This window comes from Pseudomonas fitomaticsae (assembly GCF_021018765.1).
GTDB classification, from domain to species: Bacteria; Pseudomonadota; Gammaproteobacteria; order Pseudomonadales; family Pseudomonadaceae; genus Aquipseudomonas; species Aquipseudomonas fitomaticsae.
In genome coordinates this window covers 6409552-6428838 of record NZ_CP075567.1, presented here as the reverse complement: position 1 = coordinate 6428838, position 19287 = coordinate 6409552, and the positions used below count along the sequence as shown (strand labels likewise).

General features: G+C 61.0%; 21 protein-coding genes and 1 other RNA gene. 14 read left to right on the top strand and 8 right to left on the bottom strand.

The window, feature by feature from the left end; all coding sequences use genetic code 11:
• Positions 1–10: 10 nt before the first annotated feature.
• On the bottom strand, positions 11–796 hold the full coding sequence (locus KJY40_RS29260; protein WP_085689913.1) for a transporter substrate-binding domain-containing protein: 786 nt from the start codon (positions 794–796) through the stop codon (positions 11–13).
• Positions 797–1052: 256 nt separating this feature from the next.
• On the opposite strand from KJY40_RS29260, the gene KJY40_RS29255 reads away from it, so the two are divergent.
• From KJY40_RS29255 to KJY40_RS29225, 7 genes are all read left to right on the top strand, one after another.
• A complete protein-coding gene (locus KJY40_RS29255) occupies positions 1053–1760 on the top strand; it encodes a FadR/GntR family transcriptional regulator (protein WP_230734144.1) in 708 nt (235 codons plus the stop codon).
• 120 nt (positions 1761–1880) lie between these two features.
• Entirely contained in the window at positions 1881–2210 is a 330-nt protein-coding gene (trxA, locus tag KJY40_RS29250; RefSeq protein ID WP_003206727.1) for a thioredoxin TrxA, read from the top strand.
• Positions 2211–2459: 249 nt separating this feature from the next.
• Positions 2460–3719, top strand: a complete 1260-nt coding sequence (gene rho / locus KJY40_RS29245; RefSeq protein ID WP_007951825.1) for a transcription termination factor Rho — start codon at positions 2460–2462, stop codon at positions 3717–3719.
• A gap of 180 nt (positions 3720–3899) precedes the next feature.
• Positions 3900–5897, top strand: coding sequence for an acyltransferase family protein (locus tag KJY40_RS29240; RefSeq protein WP_230734142.1), 1998 nt, complete (start codon positions 3900–3902; stop codon positions 5895–5897).
• Between the two features lie 69 nt (positions 5898–5966).
• Positions 5967–7433, top strand: coding sequence for a 4-hydroxy-3-polyprenylbenzoate decarboxylase (gene ubiD, locus KJY40_RS29235; protein ID WP_007951823.1), 1467 nt, complete (start codon positions 5967–5969; stop codon positions 7431–7433).
• Entirely contained in the window at positions 7433–8401 is a 969-nt protein-coding gene (locus KJY40_RS29230) for a CDP-6-deoxy-delta-3,4-glucoseen reductase (protein WP_007951822.1), read from the top strand. Before ubiD ends, KJY40_RS29230 begins: the two co-directional genes overlap by 1 nt.
• A gap of 223 nt (positions 8402–8624) precedes the next feature.
• On the top strand, positions 8625–9293 hold the full coding sequence (locus KJY40_RS29225; protein ID WP_007951821.1) for a gamma-glutamylcyclotransferase: 669 nt from the start codon (positions 8625–8627) through the stop codon (positions 9291–9293).
• On the opposite strand, the gene glpT is transcribed toward KJY40_RS29225, so the two are convergent.
• Positions 9269–10618, bottom strand: a complete 1350-nt coding sequence (glpT, locus tag KJY40_RS29220) for a glycerol-3-phosphate transporter (RefSeq protein ID WP_007951819.1) — start codon at positions 10616–10618, stop codon at positions 9269–9271. The two genes, KJY40_RS29225 and glpT, sit on opposite strands and share 25 nt — an antisense overlap.
• 328 nt (positions 10619–10946) lie before the next feature.
• Here glpT and KJY40_RS29215 point away from each other — a divergent pair, with 328 nt between their 5' ends.
• On the top strand, positions 10947–11561 hold the full coding sequence (locus tag KJY40_RS29215) for an energy transducer TonB (protein WP_230734140.1): 615 nt from the start codon (positions 10947–10949) through the stop codon (positions 11559–11561).
• A gap of 60 nt (positions 11562–11621) precedes the next feature.
• Here the strand turns inward: KJY40_RS29215 and KJY40_RS29210 are convergent, their stop codons facing one another.
• Entirely contained in the window at positions 11622–12599 is a 978-nt protein-coding gene (locus KJY40_RS29210) for an NADPH:quinone oxidoreductase family protein (protein ID WP_230734138.1), read from the bottom strand.
• A 150-nt stretch (positions 12600–12749) separates the two neighbouring features.
• Here KJY40_RS29210 and KJY40_RS29205 point away from each other — a divergent pair, with 150 nt between their 5' ends.
• Positions 12750–13157, top strand: a complete 408-nt coding sequence (locus KJY40_RS29205) for a flagellar basal body-associated protein FliL (RefSeq protein ID WP_007951814.1) — start codon at positions 12750–12752, stop codon at positions 13155–13157.
• A 156-nt stretch (positions 13158–13313) separates the two neighbouring features.
• On the opposite strand, the gene KJY40_RS29200 is transcribed toward KJY40_RS29205, so the two are convergent.
• Positions 13314–13766: an EVE domain-containing protein gene (locus KJY40_RS29200; protein ID WP_230734136.1), complete on the bottom strand. Its 453-nt coding sequence runs from the start codon at positions 13764–13766 to the stop codon at positions 13314–13316.
• Between the two features lie 197 nt (positions 13767–13963).
• Between KJY40_RS29200 and KJY40_RS29195 the strand changes: the two genes are divergently transcribed.
• Positions 13964–14119 (top strand): hypothetical protein, encoded by a 156-nt coding sequence (locus KJY40_RS29195; protein WP_007911192.1) that lies wholly within the window; start codon positions 13964–13966, stop codon positions 14117–14119.
• 35 nt (positions 14120–14154) lie between these two features.
• Here KJY40_RS29195 and KJY40_RS29190 read toward each other — a convergent pair whose 3' ends face one another.
• The 4 genes from KJY40_RS29190 to KJY40_RS29175 all read right to left on the bottom strand — a co-directional run bounded on the left by KJY40_RS29190 (position 14155) and on the right by KJY40_RS29175 (position 15573).
• Complete coding sequence (locus KJY40_RS29190) at positions 14155–14760, bottom strand: 5-formyltetrahydrofolate cyclo-ligase (RefSeq protein ID WP_007951812.1); 606 nt, start codon at positions 14758–14760, stop codon at positions 14155–14157.
• Between the two features lie 80 nt (positions 14761–14840).
• Positions 14841–15019, bottom strand: a non-coding RNA gene (gene ssrS / locus KJY40_RS29185) — 6S RNA.
• Between the two features lie 30 nt (positions 15020–15049).
• The gene (locus tag KJY40_RS29180; RefSeq protein ID WP_007951811.1) at positions 15050–15367 is read right to left on the bottom strand and encodes a cell division protein ZapA; all 318 of its coding nucleotides are present in this window, start codon (positions 15365–15367) and stop codon (positions 15050–15052) included.
• Positions 15364–15573 carry a TIGR02449 family protein gene (locus KJY40_RS29175; RefSeq protein ID WP_007940359.1) on the bottom strand — a complete coding sequence of 70 codons (210 nt, stop codon included), beginning with the start codon at positions 15571–15573 and terminating at the stop codon, positions 15364–15366. Before KJY40_RS29175 ends, KJY40_RS29180 begins: the two co-directional genes overlap by 4 nt.
• Before the next feature lie 125 nt (positions 15574–15698).
• Here KJY40_RS29175 and KJY40_RS29170 point away from each other — a divergent pair, with 125 nt between their 5' ends.
• From KJY40_RS29170 to KJY40_RS29155, 4 genes are read left to right on the top strand one after another with little or no spacing between them, the layout of a single operon-like run.
• Complete coding sequence (locus KJY40_RS29170; RefSeq protein ID WP_230734134.1) at positions 15699–16259, top strand: YecA/YgfB family protein; 561 nt, start codon at positions 15699–15701, stop codon at positions 16257–16259.
• A 27-nt stretch (positions 16260–16286) separates the two neighbouring features.
• On the top strand, positions 16287–17621 hold the full coding sequence (gene pepP / locus KJY40_RS29165) for a Xaa-Pro aminopeptidase (protein WP_039765352.1): 1335 nt from the start codon (positions 16287–16289) through the stop codon (positions 17619–17621).
• The gene (gene ubiH / locus KJY40_RS29160) at positions 17618–18805 is read left to right on the top strand and encodes a 2-octaprenyl-6-methoxyphenyl hydroxylase (RefSeq protein ID WP_230734133.1); all 1188 of its coding nucleotides are present in this window, start codon (positions 17618–17620) and stop codon (positions 18803–18805) included. The genes pepP and ubiH overlap by 4 nt, the downstream gene beginning before the upstream one ends.
• The gene (locus tag KJY40_RS29155; protein ID WP_230734131.1) at positions 18798–19283 is read left to right on the top strand and encodes a DUF4442 domain-containing protein; all 486 of its coding nucleotides are present in this window, start codon (positions 18798–18800) and stop codon (positions 19281–19283) included. Before ubiH ends, KJY40_RS29155 begins: the two co-directional genes overlap by 8 nt.
• Positions 19284–19287 lie beyond the last annotated feature (4 nt).

The following is a 19287-nucleotide window of genomic DNA, read 5'->3' as shown; positions in this document are numbered from 1 at the left end:
GCGTCTCCGGTCAGAGGTCGGCCGGCAGCGGCTCTTTGAGCCAGGTCTGCGCGTTCTTTTCCAGCGCGCCGTCAGCCTTGGCGGTGGCCAGGATCTCGTTGACCTTGCCCAGCAGCGCCGGCTCGTTCTTGTTCACGCCGACGTAGACCGGCGAATCCTTGAGCTTCACTTTCAGCGCGGGGACGCGTTTCGGATTCTTTTCGCTGATTGCGACCATCACCACGTTGCCGCTGGCGATCAGGTCGACTTGCCCTGCGAGGTAGGCGGCGATGGTCGAATTGTTGTCTTCGAAGCGCTTGATGGTCACGCCTTCGGGAGCGACCTTGGTCAGCTCGATGTCTTCGATGGCGCCCCGGGTGACGCTGATGGTCTTGCCCTTGAGGTCGTCGAGGGTGCTGACCGCTGCGTCCGGCGGACCGAACACGGCGAGGTAGAACGGCGCATAGGCACGGGAGAAATCGATGACTTTTTCGCGCTCGGGGTTTTTGCCGAGGCTGGAAATCACCAGGTCGACCTTGCCGGTGGTGAGGAACGGAATGCGGTTGGTGCTGTTGACCGGGGTCAGTTCGAGTTTGACCTTGAGCTGTTCGGCCAGCAGTTTCGCGGTGTCGATATCAAGGCCGCGCGGCTTCATGTCCGGGCCGACCGAACCGAACGGCGGGAAGTCCTGAGGCACCGCGACTTTCAAGGTGCCGCGTTTGACCACGTCATCCAGACCGTCGGCATGGGCGGGGGCCTGGCTCAGCATCAGACCGGCAAACAGGGCGGCGAGGAGGGCGCTGTAACGCTTCGTCATGAACAATCTCCGGATCGGCGGGAAGTGAATTCTGCGATCGGACAGAGCACGGGCCGTGCCAAGACAGCGGTTCGGTCCCGCAAAGCCACGGGTTTAGCGGGTTTGTTCGGTCTTACTGGTCTGAACAGTCAGGTCGGGTTTCGCACTGCGATAGCGCATCGACGCGCACCGTCGAACCCCGCTGGGGCACGACTTGCCTGATGCCTCGAATAGCTTTACAACTGGCCGCACCTTGGCCTGGTCCATCTGGAAAACCATGAACTCGATCTCCCGCGCCGTACCCGAAGTGGCGCTGCAAGCGATCCGCAAACTGATTACCGAGCAGGGCTTCGGCCCCGGCGATGCGCTGCCTTCGCAACGGGATCTGGCGGTTCAGCTGGGCGTCAGTCGCGCGTCGTTGCGTGAGGCGTTGTCGTCCTTGAGTGCGCTGGGTGTGGTCAGCATTCAGCCGGGCAAAGGTGTGTTCGTGCAGGCGCCGGTCGAGTTGCCGCGCGGCGAGGGTGCACCGGCCTGGCCGTTTGCAGCCCAGGCTTCGCCGCTGGAAATCTTTCAGTTGCGCTACGCGCTGGAAGGCTTTGCGGCGGGTCTGGCGGCGGTGACGCTGAGCACGTTTGATCTGGACGAACTGGAAGACAACGTCGCCGCCATGCGCGAGCAACTGCGTGCCGGCGACTTCGAGGCGGCGGCGAAACTGGATTTCGAATTCCACCGGCGGATCCTGCTGGCCAGCGGCAATCAGGCGATGCTGAGCATCCTCACCGCCAGCGCCGACATCTTTCTGGAGAGCCAGAAACTACCGTTCATCCGTGCCGAACGGGCCATGGAAACCTGGCAGGAACACCGCAAGATCCTCCGCGCCCTGGCCCGCCGGGCTTCCGCCTCCGCGCAGAAAGCCATGCAGGAGCATGTGCGCAACGCGGCGCTGCGCACCGGAATTTCCTTCATCGCCCCCGCCAGCGCGTGACTTGAGCTATACCCAAACTCATCGAGTGCCATAGCAAGACTCAATCATCTGCGGCTTCCTGAACAAGGGAAGGGCGGCTATGATGGGCCACGTTTTTTTGCTTACAACCTGGAGAATTCCATGAGCAGCGATCTGATCAAACACGTTAGCGACGCTAGCTTCGAAGCCGACGTACTCAAGGCCGAAGGCGCTGTCCTGGTCGACTACTGGGCTGAATGGTGCGGCCCTTGCAAAATGATCGCTCCGGTTCTGGACGAGATTGCAGAGACTTACAAAGGCAAGCTGACTGTTGCCAAACTGAACATCGACGAAAACCAGGAAACCCCTGCCAAGCACGGCGTTCGTGGTATTCCGACCCTGATGCTGTTCAAGAACGGCAACGTGGAAGCGACCAAGGTCGGCGCTCTGTCGAAGTCGCAACTGGCTGCTTTCCTCGACGCCAACATCTAAGCGTCGCTGTAAAGATTGTCCTCAAAAAGCCCCGCAAATTGCGGGGCTTTTTGCGTATTCAGGGCTAGACGCTCCGAAACTCAGGTGATACATTCGGCCCCGCACTGGTTTCTCCACTGCCCCCTGCTAGCCGTCGCCGACGCACTCCTTTTCGAATAAGTACGCGATCCTGTCGCCTTCTCCGCGGCGCGGCCTCATTAAGCCAAAAGCTTAATTTCCCCCCTCCATAAATGATTACGTCATTCCTATATGAATCTGACTGAACTCAAGCAAAAGCCGATTACCGAACTGCTCGAATTGGCCGAACAGATGGGCATAGAAAATATGGCCCGTTCGCGCAAGCAGGACGTGATTTTCTCCCTGCTGAAAAAGCACGCTAAAAGCGGTGAGGAAATCTCCGGTGATGGCGTGCTGGAGATTCTCCAGGACGGCTTCGGCTTCCTGCGCTCCGCTGACGCTTCCTACCTCGCTGGCCCTGACGACATCTACGTCTCGCCGAGCCAGATCCGCCGTTTCAACTTGCGCACCGGTGACACCATCGTTGGCAAGATCCGCCCTCCGAAGGAAGGCGAGCGTTATTTCGCCCTGCTCAAGGTCGACACGATCAACTTCGATCGTCCTGAGAACGCGAAGAACAAGATTCTCTTCGAGAACCTGACCCCGCTGTTCCCGAACGTGCGCATGAAGATGGAAGCCGGCAACGGTTCCACCGAAGACCTGACCGGTCGTGTGATCGACCTGTGCGCTCCGATCGGCAAAGGCCAGCGCGGTCTGATCGTTGCACCGCCGAAAGCCGGTAAAACGATCATGCTGCAGAACATCGCAGCGAACATCGCCCGTAACAATCCTGAAGTTCACCTGATCGTGCTGTTGATCGACGAACGTCCGGAAGAAGTGACCGAAATGCAGCGCACCGTGCGCGGCGAAGTGGTTGCCTCGACCTTCGACGAGCCGCCGACCCGTCACGTGCAAGTGGCTGAAATGGTGATCGAGAAGGCCAAGCGCCTGGTCGAACACAAGAAAGACGTGGTGATCCTGCTCGACTCCATCACCCGTCTGGCCCGTGCCTACAACACCGTGATCCCGAGCTCCGGCAAGGTGCTGACCGGTGGTGTCGATGCCCATGCCCTGGAGAAACCGAAGCGTTTCTTCGGCGCTGCGCGCAACATCGAAGAAGGCGGCTCGCTGACCATCATCGCCACCGCGCTGGTTGAAACCGGCTCGAAGATGGACGAAGTGATCTACGAAGAGTTCAAGGGCACCGGCAACATGGAGCTGCCACTGGACCGTCGTATCGCCGAGAAGCGTGTGTTCCCGGCCATCAACATCAACAAGTCCGGTACCCGTCGCGAAGAGCTGTTGACTGCCGACGACGAACTGCAGCGTATGTGGATTCTGCGCAAGCTGCTGCACCCGATGGACGAAGTCGCCGCCATCGAGTTCCTGGTCGACAAGCTGAAAACGACCAAGACCAACGACGAATTCTTCCTGTCGATGAAGCGCAAGTAACATCGTCGGTCGAGTCCAGAAATGGCGTCCCTCAGGGGGCGCCATTTTTTTTGCCTGTTTTTTGTACAAATAATGGGAGGTTTTCGATCAGCTAAGGTCAGTGGGTTGGCACAACAGGAAACAGCGCTCGTGATGGGAAGGCTGTACAAAAAACAACCATATGATTGGCATTAAAGATTTATGAGCACACTCGCTTATCGAAGGGATATCGACGGCTTGCGCGCAGTCGCTGTAATTGCCGTGGTGTTGTTCCATTTTGGCGTCCCCGGAATTACCGGCGGTTTTGTCGGCGTGGACGTGTTTTTCGTGATCTCCGGCTACCTCATCACATCGATCATCTGGAACCAGCGCCAGGCCGGCCGGTTCAGCTTCGTCGAGTTCTGGTCGCGGCGAGCGCGGCGGATTCTGCCGGCGCTGTTTGCGATGATCATTGCGGTGCTGGCGGTGGGTTGGTTCCTGCTGGCGCCCAAGGACTACGAAGAACTCGGGCGCTCGGTGCGCTATCAGGTGATGTTCGTCTCGAACATCCTGTTCATGCGCCAGGACGGCTATTTCGATGTTGCCTCTGATCTCAAACCGCTGCTGCATACCTGGTCGCTGGCGGTGGAGGAGCAGTTCTACATCGTCTTCCCGCTGTTGCTGACCCTGATGTCGAGCCGCTTGAAACACTGGCGGCTGGCGCTGTTTGGTGTGCTGCTCGTGTCGTTCGGGTTGAGCGTCTGGGCGGTCCATCATCACCCGGAAAAAGCCTTCTTTCTGTTGCCGATGCGCGCATGGGAGCTGTTGGCCGGTGCGATGCTCGCGATTGCGCCGAAACACGCGTGGCGCCTCAAGCCGGTGGCGGCGCAGGGGCTGAGCCTGTTGGGCATGGGCCTGATTCTGTTGGCCATCGCCGGTTTCGACAAGCGCACACCGTTCCCCGGCGCGGCCGCATTGTTGCCGGTACTGGGCGTGGTGCTGCTGATCCTGGCCAACGGTCATCGCCAGACCTGGGTGGGCCAGTTCTTGAGCAGCCGTGTCATGGTCGGCCTGGGTCTGATTTCCTATTCCTGGTACCTGTGGCACTGGCCGGTGTTCGTGTTTTCCAGCTACGCCAGCGTCGAGGAACCGAGCGCCTTCGACAGTGCCGGGCTGATCCTGCTGACCCTGGTGCTGGGTTATCTGTCGTGGAAATTCGTCGAGACGCCGTTTCGCGAGCGGCGTTTGCTGGCCGGGCGTCGGCAGATTCTCCTGGCGGGTGCCTGCGGCGTGCTGGTGCTCGGGCTGGCAGGGCAAACCCTGCGCTGGACCGATGGCCTGCCGTGGCGCCTGTCCGATCAGGCGCTGCAATACGCCAAGGGCCGCGAATGGCGGCCGGAACTGATGGCATGCCTGGCCGACGACAAGACGCCGGATGACAAACTGTTCTGCCGCTACGGCCAGCAGGACCGCCCGTCACGTGCGCTGGTCTGGGGTGACAGCCATGCCACGGCGCTGATTCCGATATTCGACGATGGCGCCCAAGCCCATGGTGTCAGCGTAATCCTCGCCAGTTCGGCCGGTTGCGTTCCGGTGGCGGGAATTGAACATGACGCCCGCTGCGCACGGTTCAATCAGCGGGTCGAACAGGCACTCAAGCCGCAGAACGTCAGCGATGTGGTGCTGGTCGCGCGCTGGAGCCTGTATCTCTATGGCGACACGAAAAGTGGCCTGGATCACGCATTGAAAGCAGCCGACGGACATTACGACCGGGTCATCGCCGAGCAGCGTCTGGCCGAAGGCCTTCGTGCACGGGTGGCGCAGTTGCGGGCAGGCGGGCATCGGGTCTGGCTGGTGAAAGAGGTGCCGTTGCAGGCGTTCAGTCCGCCGTACCGCCTGACGCGGCTGGCGATGCTGGATCGCCCGGTGGATGACGTCGGGCTGAATGTCGCCGAACACCACAAGCGCCAGGCGTTCATCAGTCAGCTGTTCGCCGATCTGGCAAAAGACCCGGCGGTGCGAGTCATCGATCCGGCGCCGAAGCTGTGCGATGAAAGCGGCCTGTGCCGTGCCGAGCTCGGTGGTTACTCGCTGTACACCGATGACAATCACCTGTCGGAAGTCGGTGCGCGCTTCGTGGCGCCGATCCTCGAACCGCTGTTTGTCGGCCTGCAGGCCAGGGCAAATCTCGGAAAAGGTCAGGCGAATGCAGCCAAGTAAGCAGTGACGGGCTGCCAGCGACCGGCATAGCAGGTAGGATGTACGCCTATTTTGAGGGTGCCATCGTCAATGAAATTCAAGGATCTTCGGGATTTCGTGCAGCAGCTTGAGCAGCGCGGAGAGTTGAAACGCATCCAGATTCCCGTCTCGCCGGTGCTGGAAATGACCGAGGTGTGCGACCGCACGCTGCGGGCCAAGGGGCCGGCGCTGCTGTTCGAGAAACCGACCGGTTACGACATCCCGGTGCTCGGCAACCTGTTCGGTACTCCCGAGCGGGTCGCCATGGGCATGGGCGCCGAGTCGGTCAGCGAGCTGCGCGAAATCGGCAAGCTGCTGGCGTTCCTCAAGGAGCCGGAGCCACCGAAGGGCTTGAAAGACGCGTGGTCGAAGCTGCCGATCTTCCGCAAGATCATCGCGATGGCGCCGAAAGTCGTCAAAGACGCGCCGTGCCAGGAAGTGGTCATCGAAGGTGATGACGTCGATCTGGCGATGCTGCCGGTGCAGACCTGCTGGCCGGGCGACGTGGCGCCGCTGATCACTTGGGGCCTGACGGTCACCAAAGGTCCGAACAAGGATCGGCAGAACCTTGGCATCTACCGTCAGCAAGTGATCGGTCGCAACAAGGTCATCATGCGCTGGCTCAGCCACCGTGGCGGCGCGCTGGATTTCCGTGAGTGGTGCGAGAAGCACCCGGGCCAGCCGTTCCCGGTGTCCGTGGCCCTTGGCGCGGATCCGGCGACCATTCTCGGCGCCGTTACTCCGGTGCCGGACAGCCTCTCTGAATATGCCTTCGCCGGTCTGCTGCGCGACAGCCGCACGGAACTGGTGAAGTGCCGTGGCAACGACCTGCAAGTGCCGGCCACTGCCGAAATCATCCTTGAAGGCGTGATCCATCCCGGCGAGATGGCCGATGAAGGCCCGTACGGCGACCACACCGGTTATTACAACGAAGTCGACAGCTTCCCGGTGTTCACCGTCGAGCGCATCACCCACCGGATCAAACCGATTTACCACAGCACCTACACCGGCCGTCCGCCGGATGAGCCGGCGATTCTCGGCGTGGCGCTGAATGAAGTGTTCGTGCCGATCCTGCAAAAGCAGTTCCCGGAGATCACCGACTTCTACCTGCCGCCGGAAGGCTGCTCGTACCGCATGGCCGTGGTGACGATGAAGAAGTCGTATCCGGGGCATGCCAAGCGCGTGATGCTGGGTGTCTGGTCGTTTTTGCGACAGTTCATGTACACCAAGTTCGTTATCGTCACCGACGACGACATCAACGCTCGGGACTGGAACGACGTGATCTGGGCCATCACCACGCGCATGGACCCCAAGCGCGACACGGTGATGATCGACAACACGCCGATCGACTACCTCGACTTCGCCTCGCCGGTGTCGGGGCTCGGCTCGAAGATGGGCCTGGACGCCACCCACAAGTGGCCGGGCGAAACCACTCGCGAGTGGGGCCGCGTCATCGTCAAGGATGATGCCGTCACCCAACGGATCGATGCCATCTGGAATCAGTTAGGAATAGATTGATGCGTGTAACCCTGCAGCCCTCCGGAGCGGTGCTCGAGATACAGCCCGGAGAGCGGATTCTCGATGGTGCGCGGCGCCTGGGCTACGAATGCCCGCAAAGCTGCCGCAACGGCAATTGCCACGTGTGTGCGGCGCTGCTGGTGGAAGGCCGGGTCGAACAGGCCGGCAAGGTGCACGACCACGGCGAGTTCTACACTTGCATAGCGGAGCCGCTGGAAGACTGCATCGTGCTGTGGGATGGCGTGCTCGCGCTGGGAGAACTGCCTGTGCGCAGCGTGTCGTGTCAGGTCATCGAATGCCGGGACGTCGGTGGCGATACCTTTCGTGTGCGCCTGCGGGCACCGGCCGGCAAGCCGCCGCGCTACCACGCTGGCCAATATCTGATGATCGAGCGCGAGAACGGCGAGAAGTCGGCGTTCTCCATGGCCTCGGCGCCCCACGGCGGGCGCGATCTGGAAATCCATGTGCTGGCGCGCGAATCCAGTGCGCTGAGCCTGATCGATCAGCTCACGCGCAACCCGATGGTGCGGGTCGAGCTGCCGTTCGGCGACACCCATCTGGCCGAACTGCCGGACGGGCCGCTGGTGCTGATCGCCGCCGGCACCGGCATGGGCCAGATCCACAGCCTGATCGAACATTGCCGGGCCAATGGCTTCAAGCATCCGGTGCACTTGTACTGGGGCGTGCGTCGTCCGGAAGATTTCTACGAAATCGAACATTGGGACGAATGGCTGAAGTTGCCCAATCTGTTCCTGCACAAAGTCGTCAGTGATCAGTGCGGCTGGGAAGGGCGCTGCGGCATGTTGCATGAAGCGGTCTGCGAAGATTTCCCCGATCTGAAACCGCTGCACGTCTACGCCAGCGGCTCGCCGGCCATGGTCTACGGCACGCTGGATGCGCTGGTGGAAGCGGGGATGGATGCCCATCAAATGCGTGCGGATGTGTTTGCATACGCGCCGCGCTCTTGAGCCGCACTCTTGAGCCCCGTTCTTGAGTTCGTTATAACTCTCCATATAGCTGATCGGTATTTATGTAATTACATAAATGCCGGTAGGTTATATATCAATCAGGCAATCAATTAAGAACTGTGCCATGGCACTCAAATTGCCTTAAAACATATGTGCCTTATTGTTACAGCGGTGCGTTCTATTAAGTAATTCTTCACCCGCGGGGAGCTGAACGCTATTCGCCATGAGCGCCATTGAAAACGCTTTTCTGAACCTGGCTTACCCTCCGCGGCTCGATCTTGGGCCGCAGCTGACGCACGAACAACTTCTCGCTTCCATGCAATCGACCATGGCGCGCCACAAGGGCGGGCCGGTGTGGCTGTTCGCCTACGGTTCGCTGATCTGGCGGCCGGAATGCTCCGCCGTCGAGCGGGTGCGCGGGCGCGTGCATGGCTACCATCGTGGTTTGTACCTGTGGTCCCACGAGCATCGCGGCACGCCGGAAATGCCGGGTCTGGTCTTTGGTCTGGATCGTGGCGGTTCGTGCAGCGGCTTCGCCTACCGGTTGCCGGAAGACAATCTGGACAGCGCGCTGTATGCGTTGTGGAAACGCGAGATGCCGTTCCCGTCCTATCGGCCACACTGGCTCAACTGCCGACTCGAAGATGGCAGCCAGGTTCAGGCCTTGGGATTCGTATTGGAGCGACACCTGCCCAGCTATGCCGGCAACTTGCCGGATCATGTGCTGAGCCAGGTGTTTGAAAGCGCTTGCGGGCGTTACGGCACCACTCGCGATTATGTCGAGCAGACCGCCCACGCCCTGCGCAGCCACGCCATGCCAGACCGGAATCTGGAGGCGCGGCTCAAGCGCTGTAAGTCAAAAGCCGATCAAGCGACTGCTTCGCGGCTCTGACTGGCGACTTGCTTGTGCCACAGGGTCGGGGCCAGGAAGGCCATCGACAGCAGGCAAGCGCCCACCAGCAGCACGAAACCGCCATCCCAGCCGAAGTGGTCCACGGTGTAGCCCATTGCTGCACTGGCCGCGACCGAACCACCCAGATAGCCGAACAGACCGGTGAAGCCTGCGGCAGTGCCGGCGGCTTTCTTCGGCGCCAGTTCCAGTGCCTGCAGGCCGATCAGCATGACCGGGCCGTAGATCAGGAAGCCGATGGAGAACAGCGCGATCATGTCGACGGTCGGGTTGCCGGCGGGGTTCAGCCAGTACACCAGGGTTGCCACGGTCACCAGTGCCATGAACACCATGCCGGTCAGGCCACGGTTGCCACGGAAGATCTTGTCCGACATCCAGCCGCACAGCAGCGTGCCCGGAATCCCTGCCCACTCGTAGAAGAAATAGGCCCACGAGGTTTTATCCACGGTGAAACCCTTGGCTTCCTTCAGGTAGGTCGGTGCCCAGTCCAGCACGCCGTAGCGCAGCAGGTAAACGAAGACGTTGGCCATGGCGATGTACCAGAGCATTTTGTTGCGCAGCACGTATTTGACGAAGATTTCCTTGGCGCTGAATTCGTCTTCGTGGCTGGCGTCGTAGCCTTCCGGGTAGTCGTTCTTGTACTTCTCGATCGGCGGCAGACCGACCGACTGCGGGGTGTCGCGCATGGTCACGAAAGCGAACACCGCTACAGCCAGAGCCACAGCGGCCGGGACGTAGAACGCAGCGTGCCAGTCATTGAACAGGCCCATGCCGATCAGGAACAGCGGGCCGATCAGGCCGCCGCCGACGTTATGCGCCACGTTCCACACCGACACCACGCCGCCACGTTCCTTCTGTGACCACCAATGCACCATCGTGCGTCCGCTCGGCGGCCAGCCCATGCCCTGAGCCCAGCCGTTGATGAACAGCAGGATGAACATCATGGTCACGCTGGAGGTTGCCCAAGGCGCGAAACCGAAAATGAACATCACCCCGGCCGATACCAGCAGGCCGAACGGCAGGAAATAACGCGGGTTGGAGCGGTCGGACACCAGGCCCATGAGGAACTTGGACAGACCGTAGGCGATGGCGATGGCCGACATCGCCAGGCCCAGATCGCCACGGCTGTAGCCTTCGTCGATCAGGTACGGCATGGCCAGCGAGAAGTTCTTGCGCAGCAGGTAATAACCCGCATAGCCAAAGAAGATGCCGGCGAAGATCTGCCAACGCAGGCGTCGGTAGGTGCTGTCGATTTTTTCTTCAGGCAATGGAGCCTGATGTGCGGCAGGACGAAAGAAAGCAAACATTCAAGAGCTCCAGATTTCTTGTTTTGACTGCGGATGCGAATGTTACAGTTTCGTTACCGAAAATAGCACCGCTTCCCATCGGCAAAACAGCGGAAATGTTGGAAGTCGCGCGTTCCTTTATGAACATGTCGCTCAGATATAAGTGCGGGGCGTTGTGGGAAAGGTTACTTCGGCATCTTCCCGTCGGGTTTCAGGGTCTTGTAGGGCGCAGGTTTGGGAAATGTCCTGCGAACAATGCAGAAGGCGCGGCGTTCTGTTTCAGGCCGTCGGGTTCTACCCTTTTGACGGTGCCAATCGGGCACTCGTGCGGTGAAAGGGGGGAGGGCTCATGCGGTGGTGTGTGTTGCTGATTTTGCTGATGGTATCGGGAGGTGCGTGGGCGTCAGAGGTGCTGCTGATTCCGGAAAACAACCCGAGGCCGGTCTATCCGCTGGGGCTTTTCAGGGCTGGCGTTGTCGGTGAAGTGGGCGCCGAGTTCACTGTCCATGCTGACGGTTCAGTCGACCGGATCAGCTTCGCGCCAAACAGCCATCCGGAGCTGATCGAAGCGGTCAGGGCGGCTGTCGAGCAGTGGCGTTTCAAACCATGGATCGTCGAGGGCGACAAACCGGCAGAGAGGCGAGTCCTTGCGCCGATGGTATTCAGGCTGGATCTGGATCAACCCATCCACATCAACCGACAACTGAAAGCGTTGAAGTGCCGCACCCTGAACGAATACCTCGGCAACATTGCGGAACAGTCGTGGATCGATACCAAGGTGTTCGTTCACACCAGGGCCTACCTTTCCAATGTCTTCCACAAAGCGCAGCTGCCGGACGAACAGCGCCTCGAGATGATCGCCAGACTGAACAAGCGGATTCCGATGATTGTCAGGGGATGCCGTGACAGTCCGGTCCGGACGTACATGAGTCTGTTGCCGGAGGACATTCGCAGTTTGATGTAGGGCTGGAGTGCTCTGAAGGGCGACCCGGAAGTTGCCATCAATCCGGGTCGCCCGATCAGCTCAGCGCACTTGCACCACGACTTTCCCGACAGCCTTGCGCTGCGCGAGATCATTGATCGCCTGCGCGGCATTGCCCAGCGGATAGACCTGCGACACCAGCGGTTTCAGCTTGCCCTCGGCAAACCAGCCGAACAGTTGCTGGAAGTTCGCCGCGTTGTCCTGCGGCTGGCGCTGGGCGAAGGAGCCCCAGAACACGCCGAGCACCGCCGCGCCCTTGAGCAGGGCGAGGTTGACCGGCAGTTCGGGAATGCGGCCGCTGGCAAAACCGACCACCAGCAGGCGGCCGTTCCAGGCGATGGCGCGGATGGCCTGGTCGAACAGGTCGCCGCCGACCGGGTCATATATCACGTCGGCGCCCTGGCCGTCGGTCAGGCGCTTGATCTCGTCCTTGAGGCTGGTTTCGCTGTAGTTGATCAGTTCATCGGCACCGGCAGCCTTGGCCACGGCGAGTTTTTCCGCGCTGCTGGCGGCGGCAATGACCCGGGCGCCCATGGCTTTGCCGATTTCCACGGCGGCCAGGCCAACGCCGCCGGAAGCGCCGAGTACCAGCAGGGTTTCACCCGGTTGCAGGTTGCCGCGCTGCTTGAGGGCGTGCATCGACGTGCCGTAGGTCATGCTGAAGGCGGCGGCGGTGTTGAAATCCATCGACGGCGGGATCGGCAGCACGTTGTAGCCTGGCACCGCGACCTGCTCGGCGAAGCTGCCCCAGCCGGTCAGGGCCATGACCCGGTCGCCGACCTTCAAGTGGCTGACCTTTTCACCCACTTCGCTGACCACGCCGGAGGCTTCGCCACCTGGGGAAAACGGGAAGGGCGGCTTGAACTGGTACTTGCCCTCGATGATCAGCGTGTCCGGGAAGTTGACCCCGGCGGCGTGCACGTCCAGCAGGATTTCGTTCTTCTTGGTGACAGGACTGGCGACGTCTTCCAGCACCAGCGATTCGGCAGGGCCGAAGGCTTTGCACAGCACGGCTTTCATCAGGGCTATTCCTTTGGGAGTGATGGCCGATAAGTGTAGGTGTGGCAGTCAACGGGTCAACGAGCATGCCCGGCCCTGATAGTCCGCCATAAGCTTGTGCTTGCGCGGCGGGTCGTTATGCTAGGCCGCAAACCGGATAAGGAGCGAATTGTGAAAGCGTGGATCATGTTGTTGCTGGCCCTGTCTCTGCCTGTGGCAGCGCTGGCCGAAGAGGCCAAAGAAGGCGAGGCGCCGAAGGTCAACTACATCACCCTGAGCCCGCCGTTTGTGGGCAACTACGGGCTCGATGGCACCCCGAAACTCAAGGTCTACAAGGCCGACGTGGCACTGCGGGTGACCGGTGAAGAGGCGACCAAGCTGGTCAAGGCCAACGAGCCGCTGATCCGTAACCAACTGGTGGCGCTGTTCACTCAGCAGACCACCGATGCGATGGGCAGCATCGAAGGCAAGGAAAAACTGCGTCAGGAAGCCTTGAAACAGACCCAGCAAGTGATGAATGACGAGACCGGCAAGCCGGTGGTTGAAGATCTGTTGTTCAACAACCTGATCATCCAGTAAGGCATTCGTTGTCCGGGCGGGCCTCATCGCTGGCAAGTCGAATCGTCGCACCGCAGCTCCCACAGGGATTTTTAGTGAACACATAATTTGTGACCACCAGAAATACCTGTGAGAGCTGGCTTGCCAGCGATTGCATTCTGTCAGGCGAATGTTGATTCAGGGTTTGAGCGCCATCACCGCCGCCCACTGCTCGGCCGTCACCGGCATCACCGACAGTCGCGAACCTTTCTGCACCAGTGGCATCTCGGCCAGCGCGGTCTGCTGCTTCAGATAATCCAGCTTCAACACCCGGGCAAACGTCTCGACATGGGCGACATCAATCGCGCTCCAGGCGTTTTTCTCCGGTGTGGCTTTGGGGTCGAAGTAATGGCTTTCCGGTTCCAGTGCGGTGGGATCCGGGTACGCGGCCTCGATGATCCTGCCGATTCCGGCAATGCCCGGCTCCGGGCAGCTTGAGTGATAGAAAAAGAACTCGTCCCCCACCGCCATGGCCCGCAGGAAATTGCGTGCCTGATAGTTGCGAACCCCGTCCCAGCGCGCTTTGCCGAGCTTTTCCAGGCCCTTGATCGAGAGCTCGTCGGGCTCGGATTTCATCAGCCAGTAGGCCATGGTGTGTGCTCCTCAAGCGGTCATTGGGCAGGTTGTCGGGCAATTTTATGACAAACCGACGGTCGGTTGACGTCAGCATTTGCGCGGCGGTTCACGTTGTCGCAAAATGCCGGCCTTTAAAGCTTGACGCTGCTGCACGGCCTACGAATGGAAACCGCTGCTGTCATCGTGATGATGTGCCTTGAGGGGGGCAATCGATGAAACGCAAACCGGATTTGCTGTGGACTTTGGTGATTTTGTTCGGTCTGGGCGTCGTGACCACCGGTTATGCGCAAAGTCTGTGGGCCAACAAGGCCGATGCACCGATTGAAGTAGCGCAACAAGTACAACAGTCGACAGCCTTCAAGCGCTGAAACTGCCTTTTCGACGCCGCTGATCCGCGCGGCGTCTATCCCGCGAAATACCACGCCTTGTCTGTCACCGTTCCCTGCAACGGTACATCCCAGCTCGCTTGCGCGAGACGTTCGACTTTCTGACATTCATGGGCCAGGCCCAACAGCGTCGGCTTGCGCCAGTTCTGACGTCGGGCCAGGTACGCCAGACTGCGGTCGTAGAATCCGCCGCCCATGCCCAGGCGCCCGCCGACATCGTCGAATCCCACCAGTGGCAACAACACCAGATCCAGCGCCCAGACCTTGCGCTGACGGGCGAGATTGGCGCGCGGCTCAAGAATGCGGAAGCGGTTGGGTTTGAGTTTTTCGCCGGGGCGGATCTGCTGGAAGACCATTTTGGTCCGCGGCCAGGCACTGAGCACCGGCAGGTAGGTTTTCTTGCCCCGTCGCTGGGCGGCGCGCAGCAACAGGCGCGGGTCGATTTCACCGTCGGTGGGCAGGTACAGGGAAATATGTTTCGCCCGGCGAAAGTGCGGGTCTTGCGCCAGTTGCTTGTACAGGCCTTCGGCGGCCTGGCGTTGTTCGCTTCGCGTCAGCGAGCGGCGGGCCTTGCGCAGCAGGCGGCGCAGTTGGGGGCGGGGCAGCAACGCGGGTTCGGTCATGGTTCGGCTTCGGCAGGGTGGGACGAAAACGTACGCATAAAAAATCCGATGCCGGCATGCACCGGCATCGGATTCGAATCAGGCTCCCCGGATGAGCCGCTGTCGACTTAGCCCTTGAACCCGAGAGTTCAAGGTGGAGGATGCAGTAGGCTTTAAGGCTTTCCGTCTGGCGGACATGCACACCAGCCCAACGTGCAACCCCCAGGGTAGTGCAAATCGGCTCAGGGACATCGTCAACTGGCAAGCACCCCAGGGAGTGCGGCGAGTATAACTCAAGCGGCCTGGCGAATCAGCCCTTGCTGATGTCCGGATCGTCGGCCAGCACCAGATCGACACGATCGAGCAAGTCACGCACCTGTTCACGGGTCGAGCCACTGGCCTGGATGTCCGGGCGCTCTTCTTTGTGCAAGAGATCGTGGGTGATGTTCAACGCGGCCATCACGGCGATGCGGTCGGCGCCGATGACTTTGCCGCTGCTGCGGATCTCGCGCATCTTGCCGTCCAGGTAGCGGGCGGCGCTGATCAGATTGCTGCGCTCTTCCTGGGGACAGATGATCGAATACTCTTTGTCGAGGATCTGCACGGTAACGCTATTGCTTGAACTCATGAGTCTTGCTCCAGGGCCTTGAGGCGCGAAATCATCGATTCGACCTTACGCCGGGCGATTTCGTTTTTTTCAATGAGGTGCGCGCGTTCCTCGCGCCAGGTCTTTTCCTGAGCAAGTAAGAGTGCATTTTGACTCTTTAGTTGCTCGACTCGGGTAATCAGCAGTTCGAGTCTGGCCATCAGCGCTTGCAGGTCGGTGTCTTCCATTGTGTCCACTGATTCGGTCTGATGGGTTTGGCTGGCGGACAGCCTTTAATGGTCTTGGCGAGTCTGTCGATGTAGGATACAAGGCCTTCATTCTAGACATAGCGCCGTCTGGCGCCTAGCTGCCCATGCCCATTCAGAATTCCCCGTACCAAGGCTTTGCCACCCTGCTGAACTCCAGCGGTCATTCCGTTTCGCCTGCCGAACTGCACGGCCTGTTGCTGGGCCGCAGTTGCGCCGGTGCCGGCTTCACCGCAGAGGAATGGCTGATCGATGCTGCCGAACTGCTCGAAAGCGAGCCGCAGGACAACGTTCGCGCCGCGTTGATCGGTCTGCAGGAGATGGTCAAGAGCGAACTCACCGGCGACGACGTCACCGTGGTTCTGCTGCTGCCCAACGATGACGCGCCACTGGCCGAGCGCGCTGCCGCGCTGGGTGAATGGTGCCAGGGCTTCCTCACCGGTTTCGGCCTGAACTGCCGCGACAGCAGCATGCTGAGCACCGAAGCCACTGAAGTGTTGCAGGATCTGGCAGCGATCTCCCAGGTGCAAGACGCACTGGAAGAATCCGAAGACGGCGAAAGCGATTATATGGAAGTCATGGAGTACCTGCGTGTCGCTCCGCTGCTGCTGTTCTCCGAAACCAAAAAGGCCGACGTGCCGCCAGCGGCCAAGCCGTCGCTGCACTGATCGCGTGCCAGGGAAAACCATCTGCCCATGATCCATATCCCGAAAGCGGAATACGCCCGGCGCCGCAAGGCGCTGATGGCGCAGATGGAACCCAACAGCATCGCGATCCTGCCTGCCGCCGCGGTCGCCATTCGCAACCGCGACGTCGAGCATGTCTATCGTCAGGACAGCGATTTCCAGTACCTCAGCGGTTTCCCCGAGCCGCAGGCGGTCATCGTTCTGATGCCCGGTCGCGAACACGGCGAATACGTACTGTTCTGCCGTGAACGCAACGCTGAACGCGAGCTCTGGGACGGCCTGCGCGCCGGCCAGGAAGGCGCGATCCGCGATTTCGGCGCCGACGACGCCTTCCCCATCACCGACATCGACGACATCCTGCCGGGCCTGATCGAAGGCCGCGACCGAGTGTATTCGGCCATGGGCAGCAACCCGGAATTCGACCGCCACCTGATGGACTGGATCAACGTGATCCGCTCCAAGGCGCACCTCGGCGCCCAGCCACCGAACGAATTCGTTGCCCTGGATCACCTGCTGCACGACATGCGCCTGTATAAATCGGCGGCAGAAGTGAAGGTGATGCGCGAAGCGGCACGGATTTCCGCCCAGGCCCATATCCGGGCGATGCAGGCCAGCCGAGCCGGGCTGTACGAATACAGCCTCGAAGCCGAGCTCGATTACGAGTTCCGCAAGGGCGGGGCGAAAATGCCGGCCTACGGTTCGATCGTCGCTGCCGGGCGCAACAGCTGCATCCTGCATTACCAGCAGAATGACGCGCTGCTCAAGGACGGCGATCTGGTGCTGATCGACGCCGGATGCGAGATCGACTGCTACGCCAGCGACATCACCCGCACCTGGCCGGTCAACGGCAAGTTTTCCGCTGAACAGAAAGCGATCTACGAACTGGTGCTGGCTTCGCAGGAAGCGGCATTCGCCGAAATCGCTCCGAACAAGCACTGGAACCAGGCGCACGAAGCCACGGTTCGGGTCATCACCACCGGGCTGGTGAAGCTGGGATTGTTGCAGGGCGAGGTGGACGAGTTGATCGCCTCCGAGGCCTACAAGGCGTTTTACATGCACCGCGCCGGCCACTGGCTCGGGATGGATGTGCATGACGTCGGCGAATACAAGGTCGGCGGCGAATGGCGGGTGCTGGAAGTCGGCATGGCGCTGACCGTGGAGCCGGGCATCTATATCGCCCCGGACAATCAGAACGTAGCGAAGAAGTGGCGCGGCATTGGCGTGCGCATCGAGGACGACGTGGTAGTGACCAAAAGCGGTTGTGAAATCCTGACGGGTGGCGTGCCGAAAACCGTCGCCGAGATCGAAGCCCTGATGGCGCAAGCACGGACCTGCGCGGCATGAGTCGGGTCAATCTGGCAATCATCGGTGGCGGTCTGGTCGGCGCCAGTCTGGCGTTGGCCTTGCAGGCCGGGGCCAAGGCCCGTGGCTGGAAGATCGTGCTGATCGAACCGTTCGCCCCCGGTGACAGCTGGCAGCCGAGCTACGACGCACGTTCGTCGGCGCTGTCCTTTGGCTCGCGACAGATTTATCAGCGGCTGGGCGTGTGGCAGGAGATCTCCCGCCGCGCCGAGCCGATCAAGCAGATTCACGTGTCCGACCGTGGACGCTTCTCCACCGCCCGCCTGTCGGCGATGGAAGAGGGCGTTCCGGCCCTCGGTTACGTAGTGGAAAACGCCTGGCTCGGCCAGTGCCTGTGGCAGCACCTCGACAAAGACGTGATCAGCTGGCGTTGCCCGGCAGAAGTCAGCCGCATGGAACCGTTGCCGGACGGCTACCGCCTGACCCTCAACGATGAAACCACGATTGAATGCGATCTGGCGGTGCTCGCCGATGGCGGCCGTTCCGGTCTGCGCGAACAGTTGGGCATCAACGTGCGCAAGCGTCCGTACAACCAGAGCGCGCTGATCGCCAACATCACCCCGAGCGAAGCGCACAACGGCATGGCCTTCGAGCGCTTCACCGACGAAGGCCCGATGGCGCTGCTGCCGCTGCCGGAAAACCGCTGCGCGCTGGTCTGGACCCGTCTGGGTATGGACGCGCAACGTCTGGCGGATCTGAGCGAGCGGGATTTCCTCAGCGAGCTGCAAGGCGTGTTCGGTTACCGCCTCGGCACTCTGAAACAGGTCGGCGCGCGGCATCTGTATCCGCTGTCGCTGGTGGAGGCCGAAGAGCAGGTGCGTTCGCATCTGGCCGTCCTTGGCAACGCCGCCCACAGCCTGCACCCGATTGCCGGGCAGGGTTTCAACCTGTCCCTGCGCGATGCCGATGCGTTGGCCGCCGCGTTGCTGGCCAGCGACAAACCGCTGGGGGATTTCGCCACGCTGCAGGCCTATCGCGAGCGTCAGCGTCTCGATCAGGACCTCACCGTCGGTTTCTCCGATCAGGTCACGCGCCTGTTCGGCAGCACCCAGCCGCTGGTGTCGCTGGGGCGCAACATCGGCCTGCTCGGCCTCGATCTGCTGCCGCCGGCCAAACGCTGGTTCGCCCGTCAGGCCATGGGGCTGGGGACGCGGCCGGATGCGTGAGTGGCTGATCCAACAGTTTGGCAAGGCGCGGCTGATGCGCTGGATCATGACGTTCTACCCGCCGTATTTCGGCGCCGGTGTCCGGGTGCAGCACATCAGCGATGACTTTCGTGACATTCAGGTCTCGATGGGTCTGGGCTGGTATAACCGCAATTACGTCGGCACCCAGTTCGGCGGCAGTCTGTATTCGATGGTCGACCCGTTCTTCATGTTGATGCTCATGGAGAATCTCGGCTCGCGGTACATCGTCTGGGACAAGGCCGCCGACATCGATTTCATATCACCGGGCAAAGGTCCGGTGTTCGCCCGGTTCAACATCGACGACACCCTGCTCGACGAGATCCGTCGGCAGACCGCCAGTGGCGAGAAATACCTGCCGCAGTTGCAGGTCGACATTCATGACGGCGCCGGCAACCTGGTGGCGCGGGTCGGTAAAACCCTTTACGTGCGGCTCAAGCCGCCAGCGAGACAGGCTTAAAGCA

What these genes read in the sequence shown, in the direction of transcription:
- ubiD (WP_007951823.1), top strand. Translation starts at nt 5,967, where the DNA reads ATGAAATTCAAGGATCTTCGGGATTTCGTGCAGCAGCTTGAGCAGCGC.
- KJY40_RS29260 (WP_085689913.1), bottom strand. Translation starts at nt 796, where the DNA reads ATGACGAAGCGTTACAGCGCCCTCCTCGCCGCCCTGTTTGCCGGTCTG.
- KJY40_RS29255 (WP_230734144.1), top strand. Translation starts at nt 1,053, where the DNA reads ATGAACTCGATCTCCCGCGCCGTACCCGAAGTGGCGCTGCAAGCGATC.
- KJY40_RS29200 (WP_230734136.1), bottom strand. Translation starts at nt 13,766, where the DNA reads ATGGCCTACTGGCTGATGAAATCCGAGCCCGACGAGCTCTCGATCAAG.
- trxA (WP_003206727.1), top strand. Translation starts at nt 1,881, where the DNA reads ATGAGCAGCGATCTGATCAAACACGTTAGCGACGCTAGCTTCGAAGCC.
- KJY40_RS29170 (WP_230734134.1), top strand. Translation starts at nt 15,699, where the DNA reads ATGCCCATTCAGAATTCCCCGTACCAAGGCTTTGCCACCCTGCTGAAC.
- KJY40_RS29190 (WP_007951812.1), bottom strand. Translation starts at nt 14,760, where the DNA reads ATGACCGAACCCGCGTTGCTGCCCCGCCCCCAACTGCGCCGCCTGCTG.
- ubiH (WP_230734133.1), top strand. Translation starts at nt 17,618, where the DNA reads ATGAGTCGGGTCAATCTGGCAATCATCGGTGGCGGTCTGGTCGGCGCC.
- KJY40_RS29225 (WP_007951821.1), top strand. Translation starts at nt 8,625, where the DNA reads ATGAGCGCCATTGAAAACGCTTTTCTGAACCTGGCTTACCCTCCGCGG.
- glpT (WP_007951819.1), bottom strand. Translation starts at nt 10,618, where the DNA reads ATGTTTGCTTTCTTTCGTCCTGCCGCACATCAGGCTCCATTGCCTGAA.
- KJY40_RS29155 (WP_230734131.1), top strand. Translation starts at nt 18,798, where the DNA reads ATGCGTGAGTGGCTGATCCAACAGTTTGGCAAGGCGCGGCTGATGCGC.
- KJY40_RS29180 (WP_007951811.1), bottom strand. Translation starts at nt 15,367, where the DNA reads ATGAGTTCAAGCAATAGCGTTACCGTGCAGATCCTCGACAAAGAGTAT.
- KJY40_RS29210 (WP_230734138.1), bottom strand. Translation starts at nt 12,599, where the DNA reads ATGAAAGCCGTGCTGTGCAAAGCCTTCGGCCCTGCCGAATCGCTGGTG.
- KJY40_RS29230 (WP_007951822.1), top strand. Translation starts at nt 7,433, where the DNA reads ATGCGTGTAACCCTGCAGCCCTCCGGAGCGGTGCTCGAGATACAGCCC.
- KJY40_RS29240 (WP_230734142.1), top strand. Translation starts at nt 3,900, where the DNA reads ATGAGCACACTCGCTTATCGAAGGGATATCGACGGCTTGCGCGCAGTC.
- pepP (WP_039765352.1), top strand. Translation starts at nt 16,287, where the DNA reads ATGATCCATATCCCGAAAGCGGAATACGCCCGGCGCCGCAAGGCGCTG.
- rho (WP_007951825.1), top strand. Translation starts at nt 2,460, where the DNA reads ATGAATCTGACTGAACTCAAGCAAAAGCCGATTACCGAACTGCTCGAA.
- KJY40_RS29175 (WP_007940359.1), bottom strand. Translation starts at nt 15,573, where the DNA reads ATGGAAGACACCGACCTGCAAGCGCTGATGGCCAGACTCGAACTGCTG.
- KJY40_RS29215 (WP_230734140.1), top strand. Translation starts at nt 10,947, where the DNA reads ATGCGGTGGTGTGTGTTGCTGATTTTGCTGATGGTATCGGGAGGTGCG.
- KJY40_RS29195 (WP_007911192.1), top strand. Translation starts at nt 13,964, where the DNA reads ATGAAACGCAAACCGGATTTGCTGTGGACTTTGGTGATTTTGTTCGGT.